Origin of the sequence: Brochothrix campestris (assembly GCF_046058945.1) — a bacterium.
Taxonomy (GTDB): domain Bacteria; phylum Bacillota; class Bacilli; order Lactobacillales; family Listeriaceae; genus Brochothrix; species Brochothrix campestris.
Genome location: NZ_CP175511.1, coordinates 1,643,475 through 1,663,057, shown reverse-complemented (window position 1 = coordinate 1,663,057; position 19,583 = coordinate 1,643,475). Strand labels below are relative to the sequence as shown.

Annotated in this window: 18 protein-coding genes; 17 read left to right on the top strand and 1 reads right to left on the bottom strand. The window is 39.9% G+C overall.

Annotated elements, in window-relative coordinates; translation table 11 throughout:
- Window positions 1-192: 192 nt before the first annotated feature.
- The 14 genes from ACJYYY_RS08195 to srtB all read left to right on the top strand — a co-directional run bounded on the left by ACJYYY_RS08195 (window position 193) and on the right by srtB (window position 15,684).
- Complete coding sequence (locus ACJYYY_RS08195) at window positions 193-804, top strand: glycoside hydrolase family 73 protein (RefSeq protein ID WP_408868813.1); 612 nt, start codon at window positions 193-195, stop codon at window positions 802-804.
- Between the two features lie 14 nt (window positions 805-818).
- Window positions 819-2,042 carry a peptidase T gene (pepT, locus tag ACJYYY_RS08190; RefSeq protein ID WP_035315603.1) on the top strand — a complete coding sequence of 408 codons (1,224 nt, stop codon included), beginning with the start codon at window positions 819-821 and terminating at the stop codon, window positions 2,040-2,042.
- Between the two features lie 89 nt (window positions 2,043-2,131).
- Window positions 2,132-3,019 (top strand): DUF975 family protein, encoded by an 888-nt coding sequence (locus tag ACJYYY_RS08185; RefSeq protein ID WP_035315604.1) that lies wholly within the window; start codon window positions 2,132-2,134, stop codon window positions 3,017-3,019.
- Between the two features lie 456 nt (window positions 3,020-3,475).
- The gene (locus ACJYYY_RS08180; RefSeq protein WP_035315605.1) at window positions 3,476-4,468 is read left to right on the top strand and encodes a serine hydrolase; all 993 of its coding nucleotides are present in this window, start codon (window positions 3,476-3,478) and stop codon (window positions 4,466-4,468) included.
- A 5-nt stretch (window positions 4,469-4,473) separates the two neighbouring features.
- Window positions 4,474-4,806, top strand: coding sequence for a thioredoxin family protein (locus ACJYYY_RS08175; RefSeq protein ID WP_156921229.1), 333 nt, complete (start codon window positions 4,474-4,476; stop codon window positions 4,804-4,806).
- Window positions 4,803-5,609 carry a DUF1444 domain-containing protein gene (locus tag ACJYYY_RS08170; protein WP_035315607.1) on the top strand — a complete coding sequence of 269 codons (807 nt, stop codon included), beginning with the start codon at window positions 4,803-4,805 and terminating at the stop codon, window positions 5,607-5,609. The genes ACJYYY_RS08175 and ACJYYY_RS08170 overlap by 4 nt, the downstream gene beginning before the upstream one ends.
- Window positions 5,606-6,220: a YtpR family tRNA-binding protein gene (ytpR, locus tag ACJYYY_RS08165; protein ID WP_035315608.1), complete on the top strand. Its 615-nt coding sequence runs from the start codon at window positions 5,606-5,608 to the stop codon at window positions 6,218-6,220. Before ACJYYY_RS08170 ends, ytpR begins: the two co-directional genes overlap by 4 nt.
- 105 nt (window positions 6,221-6,325) lie before the next feature.
- Window positions 6,326-7,153 carry a hypothetical protein gene (locus tag ACJYYY_RS08160; protein ID WP_035315609.1) on the top strand — a complete coding sequence of 276 codons (828 nt, stop codon included), beginning with the start codon at window positions 6,326-6,328 and terminating at the stop codon, window positions 7,151-7,153.
- Between the two features lie 39 nt (window positions 7,154-7,192).
- Window positions 7,193-8,500: a UDP-N-acetylmuramate--L-alanine ligase gene (gene murC, locus ACJYYY_RS08155; RefSeq protein ID WP_035315610.1), complete on the top strand. Its 1,308-nt coding sequence runs from the start codon at window positions 7,193-7,195 to the stop codon at window positions 8,498-8,500.
- A 168-nt stretch (window positions 8,501-8,668) separates the two neighbouring features.
- The gene (gene isdC, locus ACJYYY_RS08150; protein WP_035315611.1) at window positions 8,669-9,328 is read left to right on the top strand and encodes a heme uptake protein IsdC; all 660 of its coding nucleotides are present in this window, start codon (window positions 8,669-8,671) and stop codon (window positions 9,326-9,328) included.
- Window positions 9,329-9,337: 9 nt separating this feature from the next.
- Window positions 9,338-13,060: an NEAT domain-containing protein gene (locus tag ACJYYY_RS08145; RefSeq protein ID WP_408868812.1), complete on the top strand. Its 3,723-nt coding sequence runs from the start codon at window positions 9,338-9,340 to the stop codon at window positions 13,058-13,060.
- Between the two features lie 58 nt (window positions 13,061-13,118).
- Window positions 13,119-13,991, top strand: a complete 873-nt coding sequence (gene isdE, locus ACJYYY_RS08140) for a heme ABC transporter substrate-binding protein IsdE (protein WP_035315612.1) — start codon at window positions 13,119-13,121, stop codon at window positions 13,989-13,991.
- A complete protein-coding gene (locus ACJYYY_RS08135) occupies window positions 13,981-14,952 on the top strand; it encodes an iron ABC transporter permease (protein ID WP_035315613.1) in 972 nt (323 codons plus the stop codon). Before isdE ends, ACJYYY_RS08135 begins: the two co-directional genes overlap by 11 nt.
- Window positions 14,953-14,964: 12 nt before the next feature.
- Entirely contained in the window at window positions 14,965-15,684 is a 720-nt protein-coding gene (srtB, locus tag ACJYYY_RS08130; protein WP_408868811.1) for a class B sortase, read from the top strand.
- A 49-nt stretch (window positions 15,685-15,733) separates the two neighbouring features.
- Here the strand turns inward: srtB and ACJYYY_RS08125 are convergent, their stop codons facing one another.
- Window positions 15,734-16,849, bottom strand: a complete 1,116-nt coding sequence (locus ACJYYY_RS08125) for an aminopeptidase (RefSeq protein WP_035315614.1) — start codon at window positions 16,847-16,849, stop codon at window positions 15,734-15,736.
- A 268-nt stretch (window positions 16,850-17,117) separates the two neighbouring features.
- On the opposite strand from ACJYYY_RS08125, the gene ACJYYY_RS08120 reads away from it, so the two are divergent.
- The 3 genes from ACJYYY_RS08120 to ACJYYY_RS08110 all read left to right on the top strand — a co-directional run bounded on the left by ACJYYY_RS08120 (window position 17,118) and on the right by ACJYYY_RS08110 (window position 19,422).
- Window positions 17,118-17,558, top strand: a complete 441-nt coding sequence (locus tag ACJYYY_RS08120) for a DUF948 domain-containing protein (RefSeq protein ID WP_408868810.1) — start codon at window positions 17,118-17,120, stop codon at window positions 17,556-17,558.
- Between the two features lie 16 nt (window positions 17,559-17,574).
- Window positions 17,575-18,102 (top strand): YtxH domain-containing protein, encoded by a 528-nt coding sequence (locus ACJYYY_RS08115; RefSeq protein ID WP_408868809.1) that lies wholly within the window; start codon window positions 17,575-17,577, stop codon window positions 18,100-18,102.
- Window positions 18,103-18,351: 249 nt separating this feature from the next.
- The gene (locus ACJYYY_RS08110; RefSeq protein ID WP_035315615.1) at window positions 18,352-19,422 is read left to right on the top strand and encodes a bifunctional 3-deoxy-7-phosphoheptulonate synthase/chorismate mutase; all 1,071 of its coding nucleotides are present in this window, start codon (window positions 18,352-18,354) and stop codon (window positions 19,420-19,422) included.
- Window positions 19,423-19,583: the final 161 nt, after the last annotated feature.

The window sequence follows — 19,583 nt, the reverse complement described above, 5'->3', positions numbered from 1 at the left end:
GCAACTGTTTTTATTTTAAAAAAACTGAAAATACACACTATTACAAATGTTTTTGTTGGTATATACTAAATGTACGACTTAGCGGGAGGGTGAGGCCTTTTAATGAAATTAAACCCTTTTGAGTTGCTATTGATGACATCTGTCAACTAAAATAGAACGAAATAGAAACTGGTACAAAAGGGTGATTTATCAATGAAGAAACAACGGAAGCGTAGCAAAGCTAATCTCAAACGATTGTTGCTAGGACTGTTGAGTATTAGCGTTGTATTAGTGCTATGGCAGGGCGTTAGACTGCTGCCACAACAGCAAACGATAGCGACACCGACTAATGAGGCAAACCAAAAAGCAGACTTTATTGCGACGTTAAAACCAATCGCACAAAAAAACTACCAACTAAGTGGTTTATTGCCGAGCGTTAGTTTAAGCCAGGCCATTTTAGAATCAGACTGGGGTCAAAGTGAGTTGGCCGTCGAAGCAAAAAATCTCTTTGGTATCAAAGGGAAATACCATAATCAATCGTTGAGTTATCCGACGCAAGAATTTCAAAATGATGAATGGGTGACGATAACCGCGGCCTTTCGTAAATATGACACGTGGGAGCAATCGATGAACGATCAGGTAGCGCTCTTTCAAACGGGTACAAGTTGGAACGCGACTTTATATCATCCCGTGCTAGCGGCTCAGACTTATCAAGAAGGGACAAAGGCGTTGCAAACAGCTGGGTATGCAACCGACCCTGATTACGCTCGTAAACTCAACGAAGTAATCGAACGCTACGAACTAAACCAATATGATCAATTATAATAAAGGGAGTGTTAATGATGGAAAAAATCACTGAACGTTTTATTAATTATGCGAAAATCGATACACAGGCGGATGAGGACAGTACGACAACGCCTTCAACTCCCGGACAATGGGATTTATTACATCTGTTACAAAAAGAGATGACCGACATTGGCTTGAGCGATGTTAGTTTGGATGAAAATGGTTACTTAATGGGCACCTTAAAAGGCAATATCGATGTTGAAACAATCGGCTTCTTAGCGCATGTCGATACCGCTTTGGATGTGACTGGTAAAAATGTCCAACCGCAAGTGCATGTTAATTATGATGGACAAGACATCGTCTTAAATAAAGAACGAAACATTGTAATGAAAACAGCGGACTTTTCTGAATTAGCGGCCTATAAAGGTCAAACGCTCATTACAACCGATGGAACCACATTGTTGGGCGCAGATGACAAGGCAGGGATTGCTGAAATTATGACTGCAGTCGAATATTTTATTGCCAACCCCGAGGTAAGGCATGGCGACGTGCGTATTGCCTTTACACCGGATGAAGAAATCGGTCGTGGTCCTGCTAAGTTTGATGTTGACCGCTTTAATGCTAAGTTTGCTTATACGATGGATGGCGGACCAGTTGGCGAGTTAGAGTATGAATCGTTTAACGCAGCCAGTGCAAAGCTAGTCATCCAAGGTGAAAGCGTTCATCCAGGGACAGCCAAAGATAAACTCGTTAATGCCAGTGCCATTTTTGCCGAATTCCATGCGTTACTGCCCACTGAGGAAGTACCAGAAAAAACGGCGGGCAAAGAAGGTTTCTTCCATCTCGCGAGTATAAACGGTGGTGTCGAACAAGCTAAAGCGTATTACATCATTCGAGACTTTGATAAAAATAGTTTTGCGACACGTAAAACGACAATGCAAGCAGCCGTTGCTAAATTACAGTCGAAATACGGTGAAACAGCGTTAACCTTAACGATTGCCGATCAATATTATAACATGCGCGAAAAAATCGAACCCGTGATTGAAATTGTCGAATTGGCACAGAAGGCCTTCGCCAATGTCGGCATCGAACCAAACATTGTGCCGATTCGTGGCGGAACGGATGGTGCCCAACTATCATATAAAGGCTTACCTACACCAAATATTTTTGCCGGTGGTGAAAACATGCATGGGAAATATGAATACGTCGCGCAAGAATCAATGCAAAAAGCCGCCGCCGTTATTATTGAAATCATTAAAGAACATGCCAAGGCGTAGTTATTTAGTCTTATGTTATCTCAAACAGATAGGTTAATACCCTAATACATGTTATAATTTGAGATAACAATAATAAATGAGGTGTAAGCTTGAAAACAATTCGTACAATTAAACGTGAAGCAAAAGCGGCATTAAAAGGTCATTGGGGTATAGCTATTGGTATTTTAATTATTATGTACCTCATTACAGGGGCGTTAAACTTAGTTGCTCCAACGGAAAATAATTATGACAGCACAGCAATCGTCCTGTCTATCCTTAGTGTTTTGATTGCAGTCTTTGTAACCTTATCGATTTCAACCGGCTTTGTCTGGTTCTACCTTCGTCTGTTTGATGGGGAAAGTTTGAAGGTCGTTAATTTATTCGATGCCTTTAAAAAAGGTATGTACTTGAAAGCAATTTGGGCCAACATTTTAATCGCGCTGTTGCTAATTATGTGGTCTTTACCAACGATTATTTTAGCGATTGTTATAAGTATTGCAGCGGCAGCTAACATGCTTAGTTTTTGGTATTTAATTGTTCCAGTATTATTAATGCTGTTACCTATTATAAAAACACTTGGTTATGAGCAAACTTTTTACCTTATTAAAGATAATCCAACGATTTCAGCATATCAAGCAGTTAAAACAAGTGTTGTTTTAATGAAAAATAAACGCATGAAATTATTCTTAACTTATTTGTCATTTATCGGATGGATGATTGTTCCGCTCATTTTATTAGCTTATGGGACGTATTTAGCAATTATAGATTTCATGCGTAATGGTGATGGTATCGAGGCAATCATTGGTGTCGGTCTTATCCTGTTGGGCATGTTCATTGGGATGATTGTTTGTCTTTATGTGATTCCGTATTTCCAGACAACGATGGCGTCATTTTACCGGAGCTTACAACCTAAAGAGGTTGTTGAGAGCAGTAATGACAATCGTCAAACAGAGAGTCTCAATGATACGAATGAGCCAGAACCAAGTAGAGATGAGTAGTTAAAGTTACTAAATGAATATTGAATAAAAACGCTGTTCTAGGTCGTCAATGCCTCGTTTTATTGGAGTCGAGTACCACCTGTACACTCATTTCTAAGGCTCGTGTTTCCTAGAACAAAAGAATTTAAAGCCGTTCTAAACGGCAGTGATTGGAGAAAATAACGTCTCGACTATTTCCCGTCGATGCGTTATTTTTGAAATCACCCATGTGTAGGATTTAAATACGAGAGGATAGAACAACATTTCTTTTCAGTCAAGTCATCTCGTAGCTAAAGTCACTGTAATAGCATTTCAAAGAAAATGAAGACTGTTTAGACTTTGTCTACAATCTGGGAGTGATGTGCTATTGCACATCACTCTTTTTGTGGTGGAAAATCAGCTTAGATTGCGAAAAAAAGCGGCTAAATATGATATAGTAACGTTAGAGAAGCGTAAGGCGCAGGGAGGTTTGTTGAAATGCACGAAATGCTCACACAGATGTTAGAGAGAGGTATCATTCCCGGGGCAACTTATGGCACCTATGCAAGTGGGGAATGGTTTAATCAGCAAATCGGACAGGCTCAAATTGAACCGACAAGAGCAGCTTTTACGACACCGGCCTATTATGATTTGGCCTCGTTAACGAAGGTACTTGTGACGACGCCATTGCTGTTAATGTTAATGGAAGATGGGAAAATCGACTTAAATGACAAAGTACAACAGTACTTGCCGCGTTTTAAATACGCTGAGGTGACCGTCAAGCATTTACTGACACATGCCTCAGGCTTAGCAAAAAACATCCCACAGTATCCGATGATGAAAGCAACTGCAGTGCTTGACTACATGTACGCTGTACCTCAAATAACCGCCGTTGGCCAGATTGAATACTCTGATGTAAACTTTCTACTGTTAGGTGAATTGATTACGACAATTAGCGCAGCAACAATGGCGCATTTATATGAACGGAAAATCGCACAGCCACTTGGTTTAAAGGAAAGTGGCTATTGTCCCAATCGGATGCAACAAGCAAGTTGTGTCCCAACCGAATTACATCCGACCAGAGGATTAATAAAAGGCATTGTACATGATCATAAAGCCTTCTGTCTGGATGGTATGGCGGCTCATGCCGGCTTGTTTGCGACACTTGAGGATATCGAAATACTCGTGTCACATTTGTTCGGATTTGCGAGTCCATTTCTCTTAACAGACAAAAGTCGCCAGCTGTTAATGACTATCCAATCGCAAGACGAATCAAACCAACGCGCGCTTGGTTGGGATCTGCTGTTGACGAAGAGCGCCGTGCCGATTATGTACCATACTGGTTTTACAGGAACCTTTATTTTAGTGAATCCAACTAAGGCTGAAGCGGCTGTCGTTTTGACGAATCGGATTCATCCACACCGTCATAATCCGACTTTTTTAAGTGAGCGCGATCAGTTTATTGAACGATATCTTAATCGAGAGGAATGAAGAACATGAAAAAAATTGAAACAAGAAATGAATTTGATACGAGTATTGCAACACAAAAAACGGTCGCGCTGTTTAGTGCCGATTGGTGTGGAGATTGTCGTTATATCGAGCCACACTTGCCAGCCATTGAGGCCGCTCATCCTGATTTTAACTTTATTCATATCGATCGCGATCAACTGCTTGATTTATGTCAAGAATTAGCCATTTTTGGGATACCAAGTTTTGTGACATTTGAAAACGGGATTGAACGTGATCGGTTTGTGAGCAAAGAGCGTAAAACCGAGGCTGAAATTACTGCCTTTATTAATGCATCACGGCTGAAGGGGCAAAGCAAATGAAAGAAACAATTGTAACTGTTAAAAGCAAATTAGAGACTGCCTTGGCAGCTGAACCGTATCGTTTTGACTTTAAGCGTGATACAGGTACATTGAAAATTAGTGACACTCGCAGCACCAACGCAGTCACAATTCAATTAGGTGAATTAGTTAAACAAGTGGAACAAAAAGGTGAAACGGCTATTGCCAAGCAAGTGTATTATGTTACCAACAGTTTTAAGGCAGCCCAAACAACGAAGCAAGTACATCAACATCAAGCTGAGTTGTTTCCTGTTATTCGTTCAAGTTCTTTTCCACGTGAAACAAAAACAGGTGAACAGTTCATCACAACGGATCATACAGCTGAAACCCGTATTTACTATGTGCTCGATTTAGGTAATACGTATCGTCTGTTGACAATGAAAGATACAGCTATCCTATCTGAAGCCCAAATTAAACAACTGGCAGAGCGCAACCTCAACAAAAAGACAATTCCGTTGAAAATTGATACCGTAGCAGACAATACCTTTTACTTCGTCCGTACGAACGATGGCTACGATGCCAGCCGCTTATTAAATCATGACTTTATGAAAAAGATGGAAAAAGAAGCAAAAGGTCAGATCGTTGTGGCAGTACCGCATCAGGATGTGTTATTATTAGTAGACGTAGTGAATGATGCTGGTTACGATGTTATTGGTCACTTAACGCTTGATTTTTATGCGTCTGGACCTGTACCAATTACAACGCTTGCCTTTGAATATACCGCCGGACACTTAACACCCGTGTTTATTCTGGCAAAAAACAAACAAAAGGGGTTATCAAAATGATACTAAATATGTTTTATAATGAAAAAGGGATTGGCGATGTCTTAATCGTTCAATTGAATGGTAAGAAAGCCGAGCAGGTTAACATTAAATCAAACGGTAATGTCACTGAAATTAAAAATGCTGAGACGGATGAAGTCATTGGCTATAATATATTTAACGTGAAAGAAACAGACTTAAACACTACTACAAAAATGACGGTTTCTACTGAAACGGTAGCATTTGTCAATCAACAATTAGCAACTGTAGGCTTTGCACCACTTGAAGCGGTCGATACAACACCTAAATTCGTGGTTGGTTACGTGCAAGAAAAGACAGTCCATAGTAACTCTGATCATTTAAGTGTCTGCCAAGTTGATTTGGGCACACATGTTGAACAAATCGTTTGTGGCGCACCCAATGTGGAACAAGGCCAATTTGTGGTCGTTGCTAAAGTGGGAGCTGTGATGCCAAGCGGTTTAATTATTGAACCGTCTGCTTTACGTGGCGAAACAAGTAACGGTATGTTGTGTGCTGCACGTGAATTAGCGATTCCTGATGCGCCACAAGAAAAAGGAATCTTAGTGCTTGATGGTGAACTAACAGCAGGTGAAGAATACGTCGTTAATTTTTAACGAACGATAACTGATTGGCTGCATGGTTTGTAATAGCATAACAGCAGCTAGTTTGCTACACTTAAATGAGTAGCTAATAGACCAATAGAAATGGGCGTGAGAGACATGGCAGGCTGGTTTAAAAAAATGATGAGTAACGATGAAGAAAAAGGACAAACTGAGCAGAGACCAAGCGCTGATAAAGCTGTGGAGCAACGCTCATCGACCCGCAACAAGACAACACGTGATTACAATGAAGGTAGAGTCCGGATTGTAACGATGGACTCCGCGCATAAAAATAACCGTTTATCGGCCTCGACACCGTCGGATCAGTCCGAGGGAGAGCGCGTAAAACCACCAGTAGCTAAACCAACAAACGAAACAGTTAGTCAAACTGCTGAAACTGAGTCAAAGTGGCAGCCATCATCACGTGAATCACATTTTAAAGCACGTGAGATTCCGTCGCCTGTGTTCGGTTTTCAAAAACGTAACATGCAACAATTTTATCCGTCGAAGCCATTAACTAATGAGAGTAAACCAATGTCTCAGGCGATAACAGCGGAAGAAACGGGTGAAAAAATGGTGCCACCTGTTGAGCAAGTAGAGGCACAACAGCAACCAGTACCAGTCGAACCACCTGTTGAAAAAACAGCTGAGGTTGAAGCGATTGTTAGTGAAGCTGTTTTACCAATTGAAGAGCAACCAGCTTTGACGGAGACGTCAACAGCACCGGATGTATTAACAATTACAAAAGATGGCCGCGTTAAATTACCGCAATCAATTAAGCCTAAAGGTGAACAGTTTTCAAACGAGGAAATTCAACAGATTGCTCGTGTCGCAGCAGTTGAAATGACACGCCAAATTCGTTCAAAACAACGTAAAGGTGGACAAGCACAGACCGAACTTAATAACCGTTTGCAATTTTTTGGTGAACTGTTAAGTAAGAAAAAATAACGGAAGCGCAACTAAATCACTATGATGGAGGATTTTTAAATGAGTACATATCATTTTATCGGTATAAAAGGAACAGGGATGAGTGCATTAGCACAAATTCTACACGATGAAGGCAAGACCGTTCAAGGCTCAGATATTGACAAAGAATTTTTCACCCAACGTGCACTTGAACGTGCCAACATTAAGTTGTTACCGTTCGCTAAAGAAAACATTACAGCCGACATGGTTGTGATTCAAGGTGCAGCCTTTCCCGACACACATGAAGAAGTCGTGGCAGCCAAACAATTAGGTGCGACACTTTATCAATACAATGACTTTTTAGGGAAGTTAATTGAAGGCTATGCAAGTATTGCAGTGACAGGCTCACATGGTAAGACATCAACAACCGGTTTATTATCGCATGTGTTAGAAGGGATTACGTCAGTCTCATATTTAATTGGTGATGGAACTGGCCGTGGTGTTAAAGCAGCTAATTACTTTGCCTTAGAAGCCTGTGAATACCAACGACATTTCTTAGCCTATAAACCTCATTTTACGATTATTAATAACATTGATTGGGATCATCCTGATTATTTCAAGACCGAAGATGATGTTGTTGATGCCTTTCAATCGCTTGTTTATCAAACGAAAGAAATTGTTATTGCTAACGGTGATGATGAAAAAGTACGTTCATTAAAATTAACAACACCGGTTGTTTATTTCGGTTTAGGGGAAGAAAACAACTACCGCGCTACAAATATTAACCGTCATACAGCAGGCTGTACCTTTGATGTGATGATTGATGGCAAGTTATACGGCTCGTTCAATGTACCAACTTTTGGTGAGCACAATGTTCGTAATGCCTTAGCTGTCATTGCTTTTACACAATTACAAGGCTTGCCAATTGAAGCGGTACAAGCGCGGATGCGGACGTATGCAGGCGTGAAACGTCGCTTCAGTGAAAAAGTGATCGGTGATCAAATTTTATTTGATGATTATGCTCATCATCCTGCTGAAATTGAAGCAACGATTAACGCGGCTCGTCAAAAGTATCCTGATCGTCAGGTGATTGCGATTTTCCAACCTCATACATTTAGCCGAACAAATGCTTTCTTGCAAAATTTTGCTGAATCATTGAGCAAAGCAGATGCGACCTATTTATGTGATATTTTTGGATCAGCCCGTGAGCAAACTGGTGATTTAACGATTCAAGACCTCGGAGATTTAATTGAAGGTAGCCACATCATCCAAGAGCAACATACAGAAGTTTTAAAAGCATACAAAACGGGCGTATTACTCTTCATGGGTGCGGGTGACATTCAAAAATTCCAAAAAGCTTACGAATTAACGTTAACTGCGCAACAATAAGCACAGATAAAAAGCCCTCACTCAAATTGAGTGAGGCTTTTTATCTGTTAATAAAAGGGATAAAAAAAGCGATTGACAATGATAATCGTTATCAATTACAATTGAGAAGTGTAATTGAAACTATCAGTAACTCGAAGGCTTACTGTTACTTATAAGGGGGATATAAAGATGAAGAAAATAAGTATCTTAATCGCAGCGATTATTACAATGGCTGTGTGCAACATTTTTTTGGCAACACCAAGCAAAGCAGCGATAGCGGACGGGAATTACAAGGTTAATTATACTGTCTTAGACAGTGAGGCAAGTTCAGCTTCAATGGCAAATGACTACTTTGATAAACCAGCAGCCTTAACTGTGACTGATGGTAAAGCAACGTTGGATTTGCAAGTGAATCATAGTACCTGGATTACAGGCTTAACAGTCGCTGGCAGTCAAGGGCAAGTCTTGAGCTCGAGCAAAAGTGCGGATACCCGCAAAGTTCGATTTAATATCGGCGAAGCAAAACAATCGTTACCAGCAACGATTAAAGTTGATATTGATAACGAGAGCTTAAACTATCACCATAATTATAAAATCAATTTAAGTTTAGATTTATCAACAACTGATGAAGCCACTGCTGCGACGAGCAAAACGACTAAAACAGACGATAGTAGTGACGCAGCCGTTTCAAAAACAGACACAAATACGAGCGCTACAGGACAAACAAGTGCTGCGAAAGTCGCGAATCCAAAATCAGGCGATACGAATAGTTTAGCCTTATATGGTGGCCTAGCACTAGTAGCTGCGGTAGGTTTAATTATTAGCCGCAAAAAAAGAACAGTTAAATAGGGGGAGACAATGAAAACGTTAATTAAAAAATTAGGGATATTGGTAATTATCGCAACTGTTGTCATTAGCTTTTTGCCAGCCTATACAGCGACTGCAGCGACGTCGACGGACTTACAAGATGGTGCTGAATACAGGGTCGACGTTTCCTTATTAAAACCAGGAACCGGTGCAACAACCAAAGAAACGTCAGCAGCAAATCGATACATAAAACAACAGGCTACTATTAAGGTTGAGAACAACCAACCATACTTATACATAACGTTAAACAACCAAACGTATTGGCAAACACTCGCAACGAATTTAGCCTCAACCGCACCACAAGTCCCATCACCAGAGTCTAATTATACAGATATTTATCAAAATGTTACTGATGTCTCAACAGACGAAGCCAACAACACGAAAGTCGTAAAGATTAAATTTGATGATGTCAATGCGATTATTTATTCGTACATGCATATCAATGTTGCAGAGATTAAGTACGACAGCTGGTATCAAGCAGATATGAAAATGGATGTGTCGACACTTCAAATAGTGACAGAAGCACCGACATCACCGGATGCAAACAGCTCGATTGAAGCGCCAACAACTGTTTCAAGTGAGCCACAAAGTAGTACATCAACCGAACAAAACATCAATGTTGAAAATCCGGTTTTATCACAGAGTTCAGAAAGTGACACGCAAACGAGCACACCTTCAAGCAGTACAACACCCGCAACAAGTGAAGAAGCGCCAACAGTTATAACACCAACGCCTCCAACGTTAGATGAAGGAACCTATAACCTACCGTTCGAAGCGAAACATGCAACAAAAGATCAAGCGAGTACGATGCAAAAGTATTTCAATAACCCCGCTTTGATTCAAATAAAAAATGGTCGTAAATTTGTCGTCATGACGATAAATGATTCGAAGACAGTCACATCATTCCAAACAACAGTTGATGGGTCACTAACAGATGTGACCGTTTTATCAGAGGACACTGAGAACAACACCCGTACCGTTCAATTTGAAATCACAGATGAAACGGCCGAATTACTTGCACACGTTACGTATGCCGCAGTTATCGGTAACGGAAATATATACAATGGTAAGGCTGATTTCCGTTTGTTATTTGATACTACCGCCGCCAAATCAGCAGACGCGACGGATTATCCAACAGTCACAAAAACGGCCCTAGCTGACGGCACCTATACGTTACCGTTCGATGCACGCCATGCCACTAAAGAGCAAGCGAGTAGCATGCAAAAATACTTTAATAATCCTGTCTATCTTCAAATTAAAGACGGCAAAAAATACGTCGCAATGACAATTAACGACTCAAAAACCGTCACTGCCTTTCAAACAACAGTCGGTGATGGGTTAACAGACGTAACAGTCCTATCAGAGGACACAGATAATAACACCCGTACCGTTCAATTTGAAATCACAGATGAAACAGCCACATTATTAGCACACGTTAACTATGCTGCAGATATGGGCAATGGTAGTATTTATAATGGAACAGCTGATTTTAAATTACTCTTTGATACGAACTATGCAGTGAAAGTTGCTGATAGCAGTTATCCACAAGCCGCGAAGCCAGCCTTGGAGGACGGTACGTATCGTCTAAACTTTGAAGCAAAACATGCAACCGAAGATAAAGCGAGTAGCATGCAAAAATATTTCAATAACCCTGTCTACCTTCAAATTAAAGAGGGTAAAAAATATGTCGCAATGACAATCAATGACTCAAAAACCGTCACATCCTTTCAAACAACAGTCGGTGATGCGTTAACGGACGTGACCGTCTTATCAGAGGATACAGAGAAAAACACTCGCACCGTCCGATTTGAAATCACGGATGAAACAGCCGAGTTACTAGCACATGTTACGTATGCCGCAGATATGGGGAATGGTAATATCTATAACGGGAAGGCCGACTTCTATTTGTTATTTGAGACAGAAACAGCGACGAAGGTTGCCGATAGTGAATTCCCGGTAGCTCCAAAAGTTGCTTTAGCTGATGGTACCTATACGTTACCATTTGAAGCAAAACACGCAACCGAAGATAAAGCGAGTACGATGCAAAAATACTTTAATAATCCTGTCTACCTTCAAATTAAAGATGGAAAAAAATATGTGGCCATGACGATTAATGACTCGAAGACAGTTACTGCTTTTCAAACAACAGTCGGTGATGCGCTAACAGACGTGACCGTTCTTGCTACGGATGATGCAGCAAATACGCGCACAGTTAAGTTCCCGCTAACAGATGAAACTGCAGAATTACTTGCTCATGTTGGTTATCAAATCGAGATGAAAACGCGTAGTCTATATGTTGGGGCTGCCGATTTCCGCTTATTATTTGATACAACAAAAGCAATTAAAGTAGCTGATAGTCTGTTTCCTCAAGCTGGAACGATTGTTGACCCGGGCATACCAACAGAACCAACAGAACCAACAGAACCAACAGAACCAACAGAACCAACAGAACCAACAGAACCAACAGAACCAACAGATCCTTTACAATTAGTTAACAATCATCAATACACCATTAATTTCAAAGTGATGAAAGCAACCAGTGATGAACTCTCAATGATGGATGAATACACTGAAAAACCAGCAACAATCAAAGTTGAAGAGGGACAAGCCTATGCCTATTTAACACTCAAAAATAGCCATTGGATTACATCGTTTGCAACTGAGCAAGCGGGTAAATTTGTCGAGGCAAAAGTTGTGTCGAGTAATTTAGCGAACGACACCCGTGTCGTTAAGTATCCAATTGCAAATGCAACCGCTAAAACAAAAGCACAAACACATGTTGTAATTGATGATTTACCAGCAGTGTTTGGTGAAGATGGGTATGATGGGTTTTATGATGTTACCATTCAGCTAGAGAGTAACACGTTAACAGATGTTACGTTAACAGCCCCAACGGAACCAATTGATCCAACAAAACCGATTGAGCCAGTATTACCATCACCATCAGGACCAACATCACCTTTACCATCGGATAACGAGGATGAGGAAACAACACCAACTACCTACGTTGATCCATTTAATCTACAAAACAATCTTAAGTACACGATTGATTTTAAAGTATTACAAGCAAATTCAAACGAATTGTCTAAAATGGATGATTACACAGAAAAACCAGCCACAATAAAGGTTGAGAACAACCAACCATACTTGTATTTGACATTAACAAATAGTCACTGGATTAAAACGTTTGAAACAAATCAAAATGGTCAATATGTTGCGGCAGAAGTGGTTTCAATTAATAAAGAAGCTGACACTCGTATCGTTAAATACCCAGTAGTTAATGGTGCAGCTAAAACACCTGCACGTACACATGTACTTATTGATGATATTACCGGCTTTAGTTACGATCATACGTACGATGTAATTGTGGCATTAGATGCGGATTCGATTGTTGATATGACAGGTAAAGTCATTACGACGACGCCTGCAAAAACAGCTACAAACTCTGTAACTATGACTAGTCTTGTTGCCCCTGCTGTAGCAGACGAAGCAAGCACATTAAACACAAGTACAACGGTGCCTAATAATAATGCAGGTGATCACTTATTGAAACCGGCCTTTAACGGCGTTACAAATCAAAATGCAACCACAACAACCGAAAAAAATGCCAAAACAGCAGATACAACAAGCCTGATTATCTATGGTATGATTATCTTGCTAATTGGTGGCTATTTTATGCGACGTATACGTTTAGCAAAACGTATAAAAGAATAAAGTAACAAAGCCTTAGCAATTAATATCTGCTAAGGCTTTATTAAATAAGAGGTGACTTATGAAAAAAATAAAACAACTAGGTATTGTTCTATTAATGTTAGTGTTAGTAAGTGGGTGCGCAAAAGAAGAAACGAGTACAGCCAAAATGGTATCAGACAGTAAACGTGTGGTGTCAACAACTGTTGCAGCAACAGAAATCATGGCCAAACTAAATTATGAGCTCGTCGGAATTCCGACATCTGACAAAAAGTTGCCGTCGCGTTATCAAGAGGTGACTAAAACAGGCTCACCGATGAGTCCGGATTTAGAAATTATCCGTTCATTGAAACCCGATTTGGTACTGGGAACTAAAACCTTAGCCGGCGATCTGAGTGATGGCTTTAAACAAGCCGGTGTAACAGTTGATTTCCTTGATTTCAGAACAGTGGCAGCAATGCAAGCTGAAATCAAAAAACTCGGCCAAACACTAGATCGTGAGCGAGAAGCAACAGCCTTAAATAAAACATTAACGGATAAAACAGCTGCCGTTGCAAAGGCCGTTGCGGATAAAAAGAAACCTAAGGTTTTGATTTTAATGGGTATTCCTGGCAGCTATTTAGTTGCAACAGAACATTCGTACATCGGCGACCTCGTCAAATTAGCTGGTGGCGAAAACGTCATTCAAGATCAAAAACAAGAGTATTTAGCGTCGAATACTGAATTTTTACAACAGAGTAATCCCGATATCATTTTACGCGCTTCGCACGGCATGCCAAAAGAAGTGATTGAGATGTTTGATGAGGAATTCAAAACGAATGATATTTGGCAACACTTTAATGCCGTTAAAACTAAGCGAGTGTATGACCTTGACGAAACGTTATTTGGAATGACAGGTGCCCTTAATATGCCTGAAGCACTCGATCAAACGGTGGCCTACTTATATGAAAAATAGAACGATTTTGATGTATACACTATTGACAATCGCGATACTAGCGGTGCTCATTTGGGCGTTAATGACAGGAAGTATAAAGGTATCGCTCGCTGAATTAGTGACCGATTTTTTTAAGGCAAGCAATGAAAAGGTTGCGATTGTAAAAGACCTCCGCCTCCCCCGAATTATTTTGGCATTGGTTGCGGGCGCAGCCCTATCGGTATGTGGCTTATTGTTACAAGCAATTATGCGTAACCCGTTAGCAGACGCGGGCGTGATTGGTATTTCAGCTGGTGCGCACTTGATGCAAGTCTGTGTCGTTGTGTTGGTACCACAGCTGTTTTATTGGACAACAATGGTGAGTTTTGTGGGTGGCGCCTTAGCTTGTTTCCTCGTCTTTCTTTTTAGTGCACGTGCGAAATTAAATCCGCTGTCTTTAATTATTATTGGTGTTGCAATCAATGCTGTGTTCACAGGCTTAGGCGATTTTGTCCAAGGACTCAATCCGCAACTGACTTCGCAAGCCACCGTCAGTTTTGGTATGAAAAAGTGGTCAGATGTCGAATCCCTCGTATTATATGGTGGACTAGGATTAATCGCAGCCCTGTTTTTAACACGTTCATGCAATTTACTGGCGTTAAAAGATGAGGTGTTGATTGGGTTAGGCGTCTCATTGAAACGAAAACGATTGCTGATTGCAACGGTTGCTGTTTTATTAGCGGCGAGCGCGACTGCCATTGTTGGTGTGATTGCCTTTATCGGACTACTTGTACCGCATATTGCCCGCTCTTTATTGAAAACAAACGACCATCGAAAACTACTGCCATTTGTAATGATATTAGGAGCTTTCTTATTACTGGTCGCAGATACGTTAGGACGTAGTCTTGTGCCTAATGTTGAAATTGCGGCCGGAATTATGATGATGGTCATTGGCGGTCCCTTTTTAATCGCCTTAATGTGGCGCCAACAAATCATTCGTTAGAGGAGTGACGCGATGAAACGGAAAATAATCAATGGTGTATTGATTGTTGTATTAGTGTTTGCAAGCTATCAATTTATTAGTATTTACCTTGAAAATAAACATAATTTAAAAGTATTGGATGAGGTACAGTCAGTCTATCAAGAAGCCAATCAACCGAGTGAGCTAGGGAATACGAGTGCCTTTGCTGAGTTGCATAAAATTAATCCGGATATAACCGCATGGCTGACAATTGCGGGTACTGCGATTAATTATCCCGTCTTACAAGCAGCTGATAACGACACGTACTTAAAAACCAATTATCAAGGTGAACAGGCGAGAGCTGGGAGCATTTTTAAAGATTATCGCAACACAGAGGTGACACCGAAACATACCATTCTTTATGGGCATAATATGAAAGATGGTTCGATGTTTGCCGATTTACAAAAATATACCGATGCGGCTTTTTTTAAACAGCATCCAACCTTTGACTATGATACTCCTGAGGCAAGCTATCGCGTTGAAGTGTTTACAGTTTATGAAACGACCACCGATTTTTATTACATCGATACTGACTTTACAAAACCAGCAGCCTTTGCTCAATATTTACAAGACGTAAAAAAACGCTCGCTCTACGAGACAAACGTGAAAGTAACTGATGAGGATCATATCATTACTTTATCAACGTGTGACACCGGCTTTGATTACGAAAAAGGCCGTTATGTCGTCCAAGGAAAACTTCAGAAAAAGGAATAAAAAAGACAGCGACCAAATAGTCGCTGTCTTTTTTGAGGTTTATATCAATCTATTGTAAATTTTCAGGGTTTAAGGCTTCTAACTCAGGAAGAACGAATAAACCATCGTTACGAATAAGGACATCATCAAAGTAGATTTGACCACCACCGTAATCAGCACGTTGAATATTTACCATATCCCAGTGAATGCCCGATTGGTTACCGTTGTATGCTTCATCGTAACATTGACCTGGTGTAAAGTGGAAACTGCCGCGGATTTTTTCATCGAATAAAATATCTTGCATTGGCTCAGCAATGTAAGGGTTAACGCCAATTGCAAATTCACCGATGTAACGGGCGCCTTCATCTGTATCTAAGATAGCATTTAATTTAGCGGGTTCGTTTGAACAAGTTGCGTCAATAATTTTACCATCCTTAAATGTGAGTGAGACGTTTTCAAAGGTCGTTCCGTTATAAGGTGATGGCGTATTGTGAGTGAGCACACCGTTGACAGAGTCGCGTACAGGAGCCGTATAAACCTCACCGTCAGGAATATTGTTTTGACCCGAACAGCGAATCGAAGGAATAGCTTTAATCGAGAAGCTAAGGTCAGTACCAGGGCCGACGATCCGCACACGATCCGTTTTATCCATCAACTGTTGTAATGGTTTCATCGCTTCATCCATCTTGCTGTAATCCAAGTTACAGACGTTAAAGTAGAAGTCCTCAAACGATTCTAAGCTACTGCCAGCTAACTGTGCCATCGCTTGGTTTGGATAACGTAATACTACCCATTTCGTTTCTTTTACACGTACGTTGCTGTGCATACTTCCAACCGTTTGACTGTGAATTGTGTTTTTCTCTGCTGGTACGTCTGCTTTTGCATTGATGTTATCGAATGCACGTAAGCCGATGTAGGCATCCATTTCTTTCATGACCTTTGTTTCAAAGTCGGCCTGTAATTTAAATTGTGGTAATGACGCACCGAGCAAGAGCTCGCGTTCAATTTGATTATCTTTTAAGGATACAAATGGTTGTCCACCTACGGCATACGCTTCTTTTACTAACGCTTTTACAAACTCGCGTTGGATGCCGAAATTTTCAATTAATACTTTTTCGCCTGCTTGTAAATTAATTGAATAATTAATCAAATTATGAGCCAATGTGTCTAGTCGTGAGTCTCTCATGTTATAATTCCCCCTTAGATTATGATGCACTCTCATTTTAACGCAATCAGCGCGATTACTCAATCCTAGATGGCAATCAAGCAAAATTAAGCTTGAAAAGAACAAGTTTAGCGGTTTTCGGTTAAATAAGTAGGAATTTTTTTGTTTTATTGTTAAAATAAATGTATGAACGTACTGCTATTTTGTTGAATGAGGTTAAAACTTCATATTAATAGTAATAGTAGCATTTGTTTCATCTTGAAAATAAGCATAAAAGGAAGGTGTACACATGATTGCGATTTTATATTGGGCTGCAATGGTTGCAGCAGTAGCATTATTGATTGGCGCCATCTTTTTAGCGAAAACCTTAAACGCGATGGCAAAAACAATGGATGCAGTAACCAAAACAATGGGAACGTTAGATACACAAGTAACAGGGATTACAACTGAAACGGAACTCATTTTAAACAAGGTAAACACTTTGGTTGAAGATGTTAATGGTAAGGTGGCTAAAATTGATCCTGTTTTTGATGCGCTCGGTGATATTGGTGTGTCAGTCCAAGATTTAAACTCATCTGTCAGAAACATGTCATCAACTGTTTCCAATAGCGTTAAAATGACGGAAGAAAAAGTTAGTAACACGGTTTCATACAGTAATGCCTTTGTAATGGTACGAGAATTGTTGAAAAAACGAAAAGAACATAAAAAAGCACAACAAAACGAAAACTAACGAGGAGGATTTCAAAATGACAGAAAAAAAAGGTCTTTCAACGCAGGATTTTGTATTAGGTAGTTTAATTGGTGTCGCAGTTGGTGCCGTCGCAGCTCTCTTGTTAGCGCCAAAATCCGGTCGTGAATTACGTTCTGATATTAATGATCAAGTTGGTACCATTAAAGAAAAAGCAGTCGATTATAAAGAGGTAGCTTTAGAAAAAGGTGCAGAATTCACAGATTATGCCAAAGTTCAAACGGGTGTAATTAAAGACCAGACAGCCCGTTTAACAGATACAGTTAAAACGAAGGCAGTTGAAGTAACCGATGCTGCTAAAAAATACGGTGTTAAAATCAAGTCATCAGCAGTCGATACGGCAGCTGAAAAAACAGAAGATATCGCAGTCTTATCACATGAAGTAAAAACAGCGTTGGCTGACAAAGCAACTGAGGCAACAACAAAAGTAACCGATGTGGCTGAAGTAACCGCTACAGAAGCAAAAAAAGTAAACAAAACAGCAAAAAAAGCAGTCGAAAAGATTGCGGATGAAGCTACAAAATAGTTAACGAGTTACATAAGGACTGTACGACAGGTGAATCTAAGGTTAATGACACGAACTGTCATTAACCTTTTTTATTTAGAAAGAAACAATAGTGAGAATTTTTACACAATTCAACTGCGATCTATGATAAAATAGAAGAAATTCACTACATAACGTTGTCAGAGGTTGTGTATTATGGTATTATAAAAACACATACACGCTTTAACGCTTAAAAGTGTAAAACATATTTGAGATGAGAGGGATTAAATTATGAGCAACCAAACATTAGAAGAACTACGTGCCAAAATTGATATCGTAAACAAAGAAATTTTAGATGCCGTCAATAAACGTCAATCGTATATTGCTGAAATTGGCAACGTCAAAAGTAAACAAGGTGTTCATCGCTACGATCCTATTCGTGAACGAGATATGTTAAATAAATTAATAGCAGTTAACGAGGGCCCGTTAACGAACCAAGAACTAGAGCATACCTTCAAAGAAATTTTTAAAGTTGGCTTAGAAAAACAAGAGCAGAGCAAACAAAAAGAATTATTGGTTTCACGTAAGCGCCAACCAGAAAATACAATTGTCCAAATTAACGATGTTGAGATCGGTAATGGCAAACCTGCCTTTGTCTTTGGCCCATGTGCGGTAGAATCATTAGAACAGACGGCAGCAGTAGCCACTAAAATCAAAAGTAAAGGGTTGCAATTAATGCGTGGTGGCGCCTTTAAACCTCGTACATCACCCTATGATTTCCAAGGCTTAGGTGTTGAAGGACTTGAAATTTTAGACACTGTCCGTAAGCAATCCGGCTTAGGTGTCATCAGTGAAATTGTTTCACCAGTAGATGTTGAAATCGCCTGTGAAAACATCGATGTGATTCAAATCGGTGCCCGTAATATGCAAAACTTTGAATTGTTAAAAGCCGTTGGTAAAACGAATAAGCCAGTTTTATTAAAACGTGGTTTAGCGGCAACAATTGATGAATTTATTCATGCAGCAGAATACATACTTGCACAAGGTAATCCAAATGTTATCTTATGTGAACGTGGTATTCGTACGTATGAAAAAGCGACACGTAATACGCTTGATTTATCAGCAGTACCGATTTTAAAACAAGAGACACATTTACCAGTAATGGTTGATGTAACACATTCTACCGGACGGAAAGACATTATGTTACCGTGTGCGAAAGCAGCTTTAGCTGTTGGTGCAGATGGTGTGATGGCAGAAGTTCATCCAGATCCAGCTGTCGCTTTATCCGACTCAGCCCAACAAATGAACTTCGAAGAATTCGATGCTTTCTGGTCTGAATTAGAATCCTTTTCGCAAAAATAATTAGTTCTGTAACAAACGGATATATTTGAGGGAACTGTCTAGTTTACACTAGATAGTTTTTTTGTTTTCATTAATTTTCAAAGAATAAATCATAGGTTATGAAAAAGTTTGCAAAACATAGCATTTAGTAGTATTATAAATGTATATTGGTTACGTTTACA